8 protein-coding genes are annotated in these 12,717 nt (G+C 45.0%); 3 read left to right on the top strand and 5 right to left on the bottom strand.

Annotated elements, in window-relative coordinates:
- Nucleotides 1–130 precede the first annotated feature (130 nt).
- A complete protein-coding gene (locus E5S67_RS23525; RefSeq protein WP_172190790.1) occupies nucleotides 131–529 on the top strand; it encodes a hypothetical protein in 399 nt (132 codons plus the stop codon).
- Here the strand turns inward: E5S67_RS23525 and E5S67_RS23520 are convergent.
- Nucleotides 510–3,425, bottom strand: a complete 2,916-nt coding sequence (locus E5S67_RS23520; protein WP_172190789.1) for a CHAT domain-containing protein — start codon at nucleotides 3,423–3,425, stop codon at nucleotides 510–512. The genes E5S67_RS23525 and E5S67_RS23520 overlap by 20 nt on opposite strands.
- A 323-nt stretch (nucleotides 3,426–3,748) precedes the next feature.
- On the opposite strand from E5S67_RS23520, the gene E5S67_RS23515 reads away from it, so the two are divergent.
- Complete coding sequence (locus E5S67_RS23515; RefSeq protein WP_172190788.1) at nucleotides 3,749–3,991, top strand: AbrB/MazE/SpoVT family DNA-binding domain-containing protein; 243 nt, start codon at nucleotides 3,749–3,751, stop codon at nucleotides 3,989–3,991.
- Nucleotides 3,988–4,332, top strand: a complete 345-nt coding sequence (mazF, locus tag E5S67_RS23510) for an endoribonuclease MazF (protein WP_339382699.1) — start codon at nucleotides 3,988–3,990, stop codon at nucleotides 4,330–4,332. The genes E5S67_RS23515 and mazF overlap by 4 nt, the downstream gene beginning before the upstream one ends.
- 253 nt (nucleotides 4,333–4,585) lie before the next feature.
- On the opposite strand, the gene E5S67_RS23505 is transcribed toward mazF, so the two are convergent.
- The 4 genes from E5S67_RS23505 to E5S67_RS23490 form a co-directional block, all read right to left on the bottom strand.
- Nucleotides 4,586–5,857, bottom strand: a complete 1,272-nt coding sequence (locus E5S67_RS23505) for an FAD-dependent hydroxylase (RefSeq protein WP_172190786.1) — start codon at nucleotides 5,855–5,857, stop codon at nucleotides 4,586–4,588.
- A gap of 407 nt (nucleotides 5,858–6,264) precedes the next feature.
- Nucleotides 6,265–9,774 (bottom strand): PAS domain-containing sensor histidine kinase, encoded by a 3,510-nt coding sequence (locus tag E5S67_RS23500; protein ID WP_172190785.1) that lies wholly within the window; start codon nucleotides 9,772–9,774, stop codon nucleotides 6,265–6,267.
- A 662-nt stretch (nucleotides 9,775–10,436) separates the two neighbouring features.
- Nucleotides 10,437–11,567, bottom strand: a complete 1,131-nt coding sequence (locus tag E5S67_RS23495; RefSeq protein WP_172190784.1) for a serine/threonine-protein kinase — start codon at nucleotides 11,565–11,567, stop codon at nucleotides 10,437–10,439.
- 466 nt (nucleotides 11,568–12,033) lie between these two features.
- A complete protein-coding gene (locus tag E5S67_RS23490) occupies nucleotides 12,034–12,699 on the bottom strand; it encodes a glycoside hydrolase family 108 protein (RefSeq protein ID WP_172190783.1) in 666 nt (221 codons plus the stop codon).
- Nucleotides 12,700–12,717: the final 18 nt, after the last annotated feature.

Here is a 12,717-nt window from a genome sequence, read left to right as displayed (position 1 = left end):
CCTTAGTAGTGTAGATTTTCAGATCTGAAGTCTATTTATTTTCAACTCACCTTTGCTGAGTCTTTTCTTGCTGCCTAGTCTAAACTCCAGAAAATAAGAATTACTCATTTATTTGATCGCCCTTATCCCAATGACTACCGTTACCCAAGCAGAAATTGAACTGTATCGCTCCCAATTACAAGAATATCCCGATGCTCTAATAGCTCTTGATGTACTTGAAGAGTGTGAAGGCGATTTAGAATATGCAGCCGAAACCTTAGCAATTAAGTCAGGAGAATTAGACAACGATCTAGATGCAAAAGACCCGAATGAGCCTAGCTGGTTAGAAAAATCAGCAGATAAATTGCGTCCTCATATTTGTACGCAAGCCTTTAAAGACGTATTGAGTCAAGGTTTTGCTGTTGCATTGGGTTCGCTAATAACTGCTGGCGTTTATCCAGGAGTACCATTAACACTGGTACTTATTTACATAAGCACGAAAAATTTGGACAATTTTTGTCAGGGGATTGCTAAACGCCGATCGCAGTGAAGCCAGCCCAGTAATGAGGTTCAGCAAAAGGAAACGGCTTGCGGTTCAGTGCGCCATCCAGAGGAGCATTAACAAAGCGTGTGCGTTCTTTTTTGGGCAACAGTTTAAATGTTTGATCGATTTGCGGTTTGAGGCATTTTAATAATGCTTCAAGCCCCTCTGAGGTCAGATTCCGCAGCCATTGTTGTGCCTCATTGAGAGCAGTAACCGTTGATAGAGTTTCTAGGTTTTCATAGAACCGAATCAGTAACAAAGTGCTGGCGAGTTCATCCACTTTCCAAAGGGTACTGACCATGCTAGGGCTACCTGCTAAGAGAAATCCGAAAGGTAAGCCGATATATTCATCGCTGGTTCTGGATTCTGTCAATCCAGTTTCGCAGGCGGAGAGGGTGACAAGACGACATTGATTTAGGTCAAGATTAAAGATTGCCAACAGTGTCAAACGTTCTTTATTGGCGAATACCAGGAATGATTCCAAAGGCGAGTCAGGCTCGAACTTGCCATGACAACCGAAATGGGCGCAGTTTGCAAAGCTGAGTTTCGCCTTTAGAATTGCGTTCTTATTAGCATCATCTTTTGCCAAGAAATCATTAGACTTGAATTTGTGACGGATGTTAGCGGATTGCAGTTCAAGTAAGTAGCGGTCTTTGGTAGGATTGGCAATAGCAAATAGGTGAGAGAAATTAGGGCGTTGTCGCTGTTTCGCCTGTTGCAGCAGTTGGCAACTGGGGGCATAGCTGACTCCACCAGGGAATAAGTCGAGAAGGCACGATTCGGATTTGGACAGGGATACAGTGATAGAAGAATCGATTTCATCGGTGCATCGGCTTTCAAAATCGCTTTCGTGGGAGATTGGCAACGCATGAAGGGGGAGAAGATGCAGGAAGCGATGGGGAATTAAAATCAGTCGATCGCACGGTTTCGGAATATTCTTTAAAATCTCATCAAGATGCAAAATCTCAGCTAGGTTTTGGAGGCGGGAGGCTAGTTTTTGCTTCCATTGGGGTTTTATCTCTTTGTAGTCTTTTTGATACTCGTTCTCCCAATTTATTAAGGCTTCAAAGTCTGCTGTTGAAGATTGCCAGATTATTGGTGTTGGGGATTGCGGGGTGATGATGAAAGTTAGAAATTTATCGCCTATGATGTACCACTCAAGAATAGCGGTGTTTTCACCGATCAGAGTTTGAATGTCTTTGTAGAGGATGGGCTTAACTTTTTGGGTTAGGCTAAAATCAGGATCAATAGATGTAATTTCATGAGCAATCAATTCATCGAGTTGTTTACGCAATTTGGTGAGATGAGTAGAATCTCGGCTAGTGGTTAGGCTGTCGATTTTGAGGCTGCGTTCTCCCAATATTCTGCTACCATTACTGTTACGGTTTATCTGTTCGATGTCGAGTTGTCGCTGTTCGGCCTCAATTTCTCGACCGAGGCGCGATAATTCGTTGAGAACAGTTTCGGGGATATTGCCTTTAGGTTTGATGTCACGGTTGGCCAAGAGTTCTACAAGGTTGCGGGCTTTGCTGCGTTCGGCATATTCCACAGCTTCGGTGTAGCGTTGCAGTTTGATGCAAACTTCTACCATGACCAGATAAAGTTCATTCCATTCTTCAGCTAATTTCTGTTTGCTTTCATCCGCAGATTGAATCTCGCCCCGTAAAAATTCTACTGTTTCAATCGCTGGGGCATAGGTATCATAAGCGAGTTGCCATTGCTGGTTACTTCGGTAAAGATTACCTAAATTAGATAAAGTCTCTGTATGTCCTTGTGGGAAAGCCTCGCGAGTTCTAATAGTTAAAGCATTGTGATAAAGTGCGATCGCATTTTCGATATTCTCTGCTTTCTCTCCCCTGATTCTGGAATAGTAGGCTTCTGCCAGATTATTTTGCGTCATAGCCCAATTTTCGGGAAAGGCATCGGGGGTGTAGATGGTTAATGCCTTGTTGTAAGATGCGATCGCCAGTTCTATATTCTGAGCTTTCTCTCCCCTGATTCTGTTACGGTAGGCAACTGCCCGATTATGTTGCGTCAGGGCCCATTTTTCGGGAAAGGCATCGCGGGTGTAGACGGATAGTGCAGCAGTGTAAGATGCGATCGCAACTTCGATATTCTCTGCTTTCTCTCCCCTGATTCTGGAATAGTAGGCTGCTGCCAGATTATTTTGCGTCATAGCCCAATCTTGAGGAAAAGCATCGCGGGTGTAGACGGATAATGCCTTGTTGTAAGATGCGATCGCCAGTTCGATATTCTGAGCTTTCTCTCCCCTGATTCTCTCACTGTAGGCTGTTGCAAGATTATTTTGCGTCGCTGCCCAATTTTCGCTTCCCGGTTCCGAATCCTTTAAAACTATTTGATAACCAGTAATTGCAATTTCAATATTATTCGCTCTTTTCCCCAGAGGAAATTCACTAATATCAATACTCAAATTTGCAATGTAGGGGAGAATTGACTCAATTGCTTCTGGATGTTCGACAATTAAATTCTGGGTCACTTGCTGTAAAATCTCGGCAAAACGGTCATTGAGGAGATGTTGCCGTTGAGCGAGCATGGAATAAATTAATTTAATATTGAGCTTGCTATCTGCTTCTGCTTGCAATAATTCTCGGATAAAATTTGCATACTCTTGAGGATTTTTACCTTCAGAGTTATCGCTATCTCCCTCATCATTCATCCCCAATAATTGCCCTAGCTGACTGGCCAAATTCCGTAAAAAATTAGCGTAATTTTCCTCTCCTTCCTCTGCCAGGTTTTCTGCTGCTACTACCTCGCAAAATTGCAGAAACCCCGAATCTACTAATTCTAAGTTAGCCTGTAAAATCTGCGGTTCCTCACCGTTGGGGCAATTCAGGAGTGTCTCAATCAATTGCAGATAAGCTTGGGCGAGGGTTTCGTCCATTGTGGGGAGTTGTCAGTAACACCGATGTTTATTTTACCATGATTCGATGGGTGGCCAGAAACCTGGTTTTTCCGAGAATATTTGGTTACAGGCGAAGAGATGGGAAAAAACCCGGTTTCTGCGATCGTGCGCGGGTGGCTTTATGAAGGAGGCGGTTTCAACCGCGTCTACACAAACGAAGTCCGCCTCCGCGGACTAAGAGATCGCAAAATATTGCAACTTGTCAATCTTTTTCTTAGTTGCTATACTGTAGACACTCTGTATATACATCCTGAAAAAAGGTGAATTCCTCAGAGTAATATCACTAGCTAGAGGATTAGGCTATGGTTGCAACGATCGCCAAATGGGGAAACAGTCTTGCTGTTCGGATTCCACAGCATTTAGCTAAAGAGATTAACTTAGCTGAAGGTTCCCAAGTGCAGCTTGTGTTGATAGATGGTAGGCTGACGATCGAGCCGATAACTCGTCGGCGATATTCACTTGAGGAGTTGGTTGAAGCGATTACCCCAGAGAATCTTCATAATGAGATTGATAGTGGAGCTGCTGTGGGGAACGAAGTTTGGTGACACAATCAAATCCCTACATTCCGAGTCGAGGCGATATCGTTTATTTAGACTTTGACCCAACTAAGGGACACGAACAAAAAGGACTTAGACCTGCTTTTGTGCTGTCGCCTCGCGCTTACAATGAGAAAAGCTCCTTAGCTTTATTTATGCCGATTACAAAGCAACAAAAAGGCTATCCTTTTGAAGTTCCTCTACCGACTGGATTGAAAATTCAAGGAGTAATCCTTGCAGATCAAATCAAGTGTCTAGACTGGAAGGTTCGCGGTGTTCGATTCGTTGAGTCTGTATCTGAAGATGTAATTGAGGAGGTGCAAACCAAAATTGAGCCATTGTTACTGTAAAACCCGGTTTCTTTAGTTGGGGCGCCTACGAACACCATATTTTGTAGGGGCGGGTTCACCAACAATATCTAACAATTACCAACCATCTAGATAAACCCGCCCCCACATCACCAATAACCCACATCAACCTGGATCATGATGATTGTTGGTTGGGTGGGGGCGGGTTTTCGAGATTGTTTGTTTCAGGCGATTATGGTTGGTAAAACCCGCCCCTACGAGGATTATTTACATATCGTAAAAAACCCGGTTTCTTCTAATTTTGCGCTAATTCTGGCGGCCGGCCCATTAAACCGGTCATCAAGCGCAAGGCTAAAAACCTCACTGGGGGAATTGTCCGCAAACACCACAATCCAAAGCGGCGAAATGCTACAATTGGCAGCCAAGTATTGGAAAATAATCTGTCTAGAAAATCGGTAAATCCTAACACGATTAAATTCTCTTTTTTGCGCCAGTTGTGATACCGTTTCAATACTCGCAAGTCGCCGATATCTTCGCCTTTTTGGTGGGCTTGCTGCAAGATTTGGGCGATCGCCCCTGCGTCTCGAATGCCCATATTCAATCCCTGGCCGCCCACGGGATGGCAGCAGTGGGCTGCGTCGCCAATTAGTGCTAATCTGGGCAAAACGTAGCGATCGCTCTGCATTAACTGCACCGGAAACAAAAAGCGATCGCTCTCCAATTCCAAACGCCCTAAAAGCCCGCCCGTGCGCTGTTCCAACAAAGTCAAAAACTCTTTTTCATCCATTTGTTGCAAAGCTTTCGCTTCCGCGTGGGGTGCTGTCCAAACTACTTGACAGCGGTTCCCAGGTAATGGTAAGACTCCCATCGGGCCGCTCGGCCAAAAGCGCTCAAAAGCGATATCATTGTGCGGTTTTTCTGCTTTAATAGTGATAGCAACGCAGGATTGCCAGTATTTCCAGCCGCGAGTGCTGATGTTGGCTTCGGTGCGGATGCGCGATCGAGAACCGTCGGCGGCGACTAATAATTTGGTGCGAATTGTGCTGGTTTCGCCGTGTTGTTTGACTTCTATTTCAGCGCAATTAGTTAAATATTTTACTTCGACTACTTCCGCCGGACAAACCCAACTAAAATTCGGGTTTTTTGCTAAACATTCGTGCAAAGCTGACAGCATGACTCGGTGTTCGCCAACATAACCTAAAGCTGTTTTTGGTACGGGCAATTTGCCAGTATTTCCCAAGTCTGGGCGGTGGAATTCGACGACACCGGGATAGTCGCCGTCGCAGAGGCTAATTTGCTCGAAGGTGGTAATTTGCGGCAAGATTTGCTGCCACACGCCGATACCTTCTAAAATCATTCCTGATAGTAAGGTAATTGCATAAGCTTGTTTTTTGGCTGCTGCGACTGCGGGGAGTTGGGTTTCAATTATGGCGATTTTTAAGCCGGAATCTTTTAAGGCGCTGGCTAAGGTGGCCCCGACTATGCCGCCTCCGACGATGGCTATGTCAAAGTCGAGTGTCTGTGTTTCGGTGGAGGCTGTTGTGGGAGAAAGTTGGTTTACAGGCATTTTCAAGGGAGGTTGTCAAAGTTAATTGGAATGTTACTTTTTTATTGTAAAGAATTATTTCGATTTAGGGCGATCGAGAAGCGGAGAGTAACAGGATTTGTGAAAACCCAGGTTTTGAGACTACGATCTCCAAATGCAAGCCCTGGATGCACTCACTACTTCAGAAACCCGGTTTCTCCCTATATTTCTCGTCACTAAATGCAAAACTCCTAGAAACCGGGTTTCTAGCCCCCCCGATGGGTGAGCCCTGAAACTAATGACTGCTGACTAATGACTACTAACTACTGACTAATAACTGAAAGCCTCCGGCTTCATCCGTGGAGAAATAAAAAACGTGTATCCTATAAACAAGCCCCTGAATTTATCCGTGGGGTCAATGCTTCAATCTAAAATCTAAAATCTAAAATCTAAAATCGATTGACCATTTCCTTTGTGTTTTCCGCAGCCAGCGCTGATACTTTCTGGGAAATGGGAATTTCTATGACAAACTCTGCACCTTCCCCGGGCGCGGAAATACACTGCAAATTGCCTCGGTGTTTTTCAACTATAATCTGATAGCTGATTGACAGTCCCAACCCTGTGCCTTTGCCGACTGGTTTAGTAGTAAAAAATGGGTCGAATAACTTGTGAATAACTTCTTGATTGATTCCCATCCCGTTGTCGGCAATCCGAATTGTTACTGTGTCTGAATTCGCACTCGTGCTAATCCGAATTGTCTTGGGGCGAAAAGAGATTTCGATTTTGTTTGAAGCATGATTGTTGTACTCTTCGAGGGCGTCGATCGCATTTCCTAAAAGATTCATAAATACTTGATTTAGCTGACCTACATAGCACTCAACTTTTGGGAAATTGCCGTAGTCTTTAATAATCTCAATAGCCGGACGAACTAGATTAGCTTTGATCCGGTGCTGCAAAATTAGCAAAGTGCTTTCGATTCCTTCGTGAATGTCTACTAGCTTCATCTGCGATTCGTCGAGTCTGGAAAAGTTGCGTAAGGATACAACTAAGTCGCGGATGCGATCGGCTCCTACTTTCATTGATTCCAAAATCTTTGTAAAGTCTTCCATTAAAAAATCGATTTCAATATCTTCGGCTGCTTCTACAATTTCCGGGACGGGATTGGGGTATTTTTCCTGGTAAAGGTGGAGCAAACCGAGCAAGTCTGTGGCGTATTCGCTGGCGTGGGTGATGTTGCCGTAGATGAAGTTAATCGGATTGTTAATTTCGTGGGCGACGCCGGCGACTAGCTGCCCGAGAGAAGAGATTTTTTCGGTTTGGATTAGTTGAGTTTGAGCTTGGTGCAACTCCTGGACAGCTTTTTCGAGCTCGGTTGCTTGCGATCGATACAGTCCCTCGGACTGCTTGAGTGCTTCCAAAACTTGGACTCGATCGCTAATGTCGGTGTGAGTTCCCACCCATTCGCGAATGCTGCCGTCTTCTGCTAAAACTGGAACTCCGCGCACCCAGAAGTGTCTGTAGCTGCCGTCTGCAGCCCGCAAGCGGTGCTCGACTTCGTAGAGACTTTTGGTTTCTGCTGCGCGCTTCCAAGCTTGGGCCGTGATCGGGCGATCGTCTGGGTGAATTGCCGAAGTCCAGTTGTCTGTAGCTTCCTCCCAACTTTGACCTGTATATGCCATCCAGTCGATCGGTGCGATCGGCTTTCCCTGGCCGTTTGTCGTCCATACCAGTTGCGCGGTGGCCATTGCCAGCGATCGGTATCTTTCCTCGCTCAGACGCACAAATTCTTCGGCTTGCCGGCTGGCTGTCACGTCGCGCAAAATAGCTGTGAATATGATTTCCCCTGCCACTTCGAGTTTGGAAATAGAAGCTTCGGCGGGAAATTCAGTACCGTCTCGGCGGCGGGCGAAAATTTCTTTGCGGCTGCCCATTTTTCGGGCTTGTTTAACGCCGCCGCCGAAATTGCTGACGAGTTGGCTGTGAGGGGCGGCAAAAGCTTCGGGCAACAGCAGGCTCAGGGATTGCCCGATCGCCTCAGCAGCCGTCCACCCGAAAATCCGTTCTGCACCTTGGTTGAACAGGATAATTTTTTGGTCAGCATCTACGGAAATAATCGCGTCGTCGGCAATTTCTAAAATGCCGGCGAAACGAGCTTGAGACAGTTGCAGCGCTTGTTCAGCTTGGAAGCGATCGCTGATGTCGCGGGCGATCGTCGAAATGTATGCGAGTTTGCCGCCCGCTGCGGAGTGGGAGATGATAACTTGGCTGACGGGAATTTCGAGTCCCGATGCTGACACAAAGGCTGTTTCTCCGCTCCAAACGCCCCCGGAAACAGCGGTGGCGATCGCTTGTTTCAAAGCGCTGCGGGCTGAGGCTGCCGTGAATTCTGCAACTTGTCGCTTGGATATATCTTCGTTTTCGTTTATACCCACCATTTTTCTGCCTGCTTTGTTGATGTAAACGGCGCGTCCTTCGAGGTCCCAGATACCTACAAAATCCGGTGTTGCTTCCAGAATTGCGGCCAGACTGCTGTTGGCGATTTCGGCTTGTTTGCTCTCAGTAATATCGCGCGCGATGCTAACTATACCGCTGATATTTCCTTGCCCGTCTCGGTAAGCGCTTTTTGTAGAAAGAAATGTCCTCAAATTGCCTTTAACTGGCAGCTCTTCTTCGATCGCTTGCGTTTTTCCCGCTGCCATAATTGGGCGATCTGTTTTCCTAATATTGCCCGCAATTTCCGCCGAAAATAACTCGCTGTCATCTCTGCCGATAATGTCGTCTACAGACTTGCCAATTATACTGGCTCCGGCAGCGTTTAGCATCATGTAACGGCCCTGAATATCTTTGACAAATAGGGCTGTTGGTGTACTGTTGATGACTGTCAGCAATAGGTTGTAGTTATTTTGGAGTGCCTGCTTAGTTGTTTGACTCTCTATAATTTGCTGCTGCAATTGTTCGTTGGCAATTTGCAGTTGGAGAGTCCGTTTCTCAACTTGAGTTTCTAAGTCTAATTTAGCTTTCCTCAGTTTCAGTTCCGCTCGATAGCGCTTCCGGTCTGCGCTGCAAAGAGTTTTGGCATTCTGCCAAATCAGAACTGTAAAAATAATTACGTTCAATACGCTTAACAGCGATATTCCTACCTCCGGCGTGTAGGCTTGTAACCGCTCTCCCGATATGATGAAATAACCCACTAAAGGTGGGATAATGATTGCCCGGGGCAACAAGCGCCTAGCCATAATGCCGCCCGCGCGATCGCTCGTTATTACTGCTATCAATCCTCGCTCTGGACTGGCAAATAAAATGCCGAAGCTCAGCAACATAAATGCCGCGGACGTGTGCAAAGCCATCCCTGTATTATGGCCAATTTGGTAAAATAAAGCTTTGTCGTAGATGTAGCCTATCAAACCCATAAATGCAATTAAAAATGCTGAACAGCTTAAGATTTGAATCCGCAGGTATTTAGGCCGACGTTCTGACAGCAGCAACAGCGCTGTTCCCAGCAATAAAAAAGCACCAGCAGTATTCGGCGCCATGCGTCCTGGTATTCCGGGGCTTGTCAACCTGTAACTTTCTTTAAATAGCAGTTGGTCTATGCCTAAGTGTAAATTAAAGCTATATTGAACTAAGGTTAATAGGCTAATTAATATAATTAAAAATGAACATCCCAAAATTAAATATTTATGATTTTTTTGATACTTTCTTGCTGTTAATTTGGCGCGCCGGATCTGTTGGATGAATAGAGAAAACCCGCCCAAAATAAAGCAGACCGCAGTATTGGCTTTCATCGTCACGAGTCCAGGCAGAATGCTTTTTAAAAGTTGCAGATCGAATATCCAACCCAAAATGACTGTACAGCCGATCGCCATTACTGCAATACTCGCTTTTTTGGAAAAAGACTGGACAGCAGCCATTCGGGTTGAGGGCGCTTTCAGTTGTTGTGCTCGTTCAAAAACTTCCAATTTCTCGCTCCCTCTAATTATTTGGTTTCTACGTATTTAAGGTAACAATAAACACTGTAGTGATATGGTTGCCCGCTATACAAAGCGGCTTAAGATTTTCTTAAAACTGCTAAGCATAAAATCTGAATAATTTTATCTAACTTGAGAGAGGTAGTCAACCGAAGGTTCAAAACTCTTATGTAGAAGGCATTCGGCAGAATTCAATAATTTTTCTGGGTGGTAAATTTTTAAAAAAATTCCTTGTTCCTTGTTCCTTGTCCCTTCGATCTCGGAAATTGGCGCCCGATTCATCGGCAAGACCGAGTGTTTTTACTCAGTACATGGAGGGAGAATGGTAGCGGATGAATCTATCTGCAACAAGATCACTCGCATTGTAAACCGGGTGCTACGGGTGTGGGAAATGCGATCGGCAAAAAAGTTACGCTAAACTATTCTTTAAAAGACTTGACAATATGCACTAAATTGCTTGTGATTACGAGCTTGAAAACTATTGCTAGAATCCTCAATCTTATATCAATTATTAAAAGTCTCATATCCCGGTAAGGACACGGCAATGCCGTGTCCCTACAGATGCTCGCGTACAATAGTTTTGGGTTTTGTTCGTCAACTAATGACGGATGACAACTGACAACAGTCAACTGACAACAGTCAACTGACAACTGTCAACTAACTCCCAACTTTTGAAGTGCTTCCAAAGCTTCGGTTGCTGAGGGGTAACGCTGGGGGAAAGCGTACAGCACCATCTGGTCTAAAACGCGAGCAAACTCCGGAGTGACAGTTGCATTTTTCTCCCAGATGAGATTCCCTAAATTATCAACTCTCAGTTGTTTCGGGCGCATTCCTGTCAAGGCTTGAATCCCGATAATCCCGACAGCATAGATGTCGCTGCAAAATTTCGGCGATCCGATGGCTTGTTCGGGGGGGATGTAGTCTTGCTGAGTACCGCCGCGCGATTTCGTTTGACCGATGCTGTTTTGTGAAGTGTTGATTTCTTTAACGGCCCCAAAGTCAATTAATACAATCTTGCCATCTGATGTCCGCCTGATTAAGTTTTGAGGGTGTACATCGCGGTGAATTACATCTTGTTTGTGAACGAAAACAAGCACTTCCAAGATATCTTTCAACAAAGCGATAACCTGATGTTCTTCCCAAGGTTGACCTTCGGTTAGTTCTTGATACAAGGGTTGCCCTTCGATGAATTGATAGACTAAATAAAAATATCTATCTTCTTCAAAGCGAGCTAACAATTCTGGTATCCGCTCGTGTTGGCCCAATCGATATAAAACCCGCGTTTCTCGATCGAATAACTGGCTGGTTCTTTCCGACTGACTTTTCAAGCGCTTGACAAGGCAGAAAGGGCGATCGGGCAAGTTTTCATCTTCAGCAAGATACGTATCGCTGTACTCGGTACTCACCAAATGTTCGGTGATTCGGTAACGCATCCGCATGAGTTTGCCCAATAGCGGATCGGTAGGTTTACCGGGTTGTATGCCTTTTTGTACAGATCTCATGATGCAGTCCCAAAGATTTGCTCCGACTACTTTTTCTTCTTGTCCAATAATTCCTGCTTGCTTCAGTACCTTGGTGAGATCTTTCCACAAGTTGTAGCCGACATACCGCCCCAGGTAGCCCACTGTGTACCCGCGGGCGATCGGATCGTTTTGCTGAATTTCTTGGTACGTCAAACCCCCTACAACGCCTCGAATTATCGACTGTTGCAACCGACTCAGGTGTTTTTCCGTTTGTTCGTATACCAGATTGTCTAAAAAAATTATTGCTTCTTCTACCGTCATAGTTTCATGGCTTAAGTTACTTGTGCAGCACCTAGACACTGGGTTTTTATATTTATGTTATAGACCGTTTACTTGGAAATTACTAAGTTTTTTAAGAGCTGAAATATATCTTGATAAATATGACTTTTATGAATCAAAATTGTGACTTTTATGAAATTAAGTTACTTGACAAGTTGTCAATATGTTAATTTGAATTTACTAATTTTTATCCGAGAGGAGCTTAGGGATTTAAAAAGATATCGATCGGAGTAGTGAGGACGTGCATCGTCTGAGTTTTATGATGAATCTAGTCCTCACTACAAACCTATAAGGGTTATTTGAGCCGGATAAGGTGTTTTGCCTTGAGATTTGAAATTTCGGGCGGGTTCTCCTGCCCACCCCACAATAATTTCAAGAAACAAGATTGTAAAAATTAGATTCGCGCCAGCTTATTAACTGTTAACGGCTAACAGTTAACAGCTAACAGTTAATTTTTAAGCTTGTTCACGTAGCCCCACAAACTGTAATCTCGGCTCAGCCAACCCCGGAAAAAAGCCATCTGAGTCGGATCTTCTTGCACCCGTTTGTAGCGGTAAATAATCCGTTCGTTAATCATTTGCAGCGCGGTATTTTTGTTGTTAGCGGCTTTCAATGCTTCCTTGGTGCGCGGATCGAAAATTCCGGTTTGCGGCAATCCTAAGGCTTGCTGGAGAAAGGTAATTGAGTTATTAATACCGAAATTAACGGCGGTGTCAAACATGACGATCGCCAAAGCCGGCTGCATCGTGCCAGAGAGACTCGAATCCCAGTAATATTTATAAATTTCTAGGAGCTCTGCTTCCGACATCTGCGTCACGTCGAGGGGCGGAAGCCCACGACTGTAGCGGTAAGCGTTGTATTCCGTTTGCAAGACACCCCGATAAGTTCTGCCGCCCTTATCGGCTGGGTGATTGCTGAATCCGCCCTCAAAATAGAGCGTGAAATAAAGAGCCGTTTGAAATAATTTCTGCCTAAAGCTGGCTGTCTGCTGCTGTGCGAGAGTCTTTTGGGCAAAGGGTAAGGGAATTGCTAAGGTTAACAAGAGTATCCCCAGCAGGAGGTTTGGTTTCCACTTGATGTTATGTTGGCGCTGTGTCGCTTGCTTGTCGCTCATAAATTCTCTGTGACGATC

This window comes from Microcoleus asticus IPMA8 (assembly GCF_013179805.1).
GTDB classification, from domain to species: domain Bacteria; phylum Cyanobacteriota; class Cyanobacteriia; order Cyanobacteriales; family Microcoleaceae; genus Microcoleus; species Microcoleus asticus.
The sequence above is the reverse complement of the archived record's forward strand: the minus strand, read 5'-3'. Positions and strand labels throughout refer to the sequence as shown.

Excerpts from the sequence above, each read along its gene's own strand:
- E5S67_RS23490 (WP_172190783.1), bottom strand. The coding sequence starts at position 12,699 with ATGAGCGACAAGCAAGCGACACAGCGCCAACATAACATCAAGTGGAAA.
- E5S67_RS23495 (WP_172190784.1), bottom strand. The coding sequence starts at position 11,567 with ATGACGGTAGAAGAAGCAATAATTTTTTTAGACAATCTGGTATACGAA.
- E5S67_RS23520 (WP_172190789.1), bottom strand. The coding sequence starts at position 3,425 with ATGGACGAAACCCTCGCCCAAGCTTATCTGCAATTGATTGAGACACTC.
- E5S67_RS23525 (WP_172190790.1), top strand. The coding sequence starts at position 131 with ATGACTACCGTTACCCAAGCAGAAATTGAACTGTATCGCTCCCAATTA.
- E5S67_RS23515 (WP_172190788.1), top strand. The coding sequence starts at position 3,749 with ATGGTTGCAACGATCGCCAAATGGGGAAACAGTCTTGCTGTTCGGATT.
- E5S67_RS23505 (WP_172190786.1), bottom strand. The coding sequence starts at position 5,857 with ATGCCTGTAAACCAACTTTCTCCCACAACAGCCTCCACCGAAACACAG.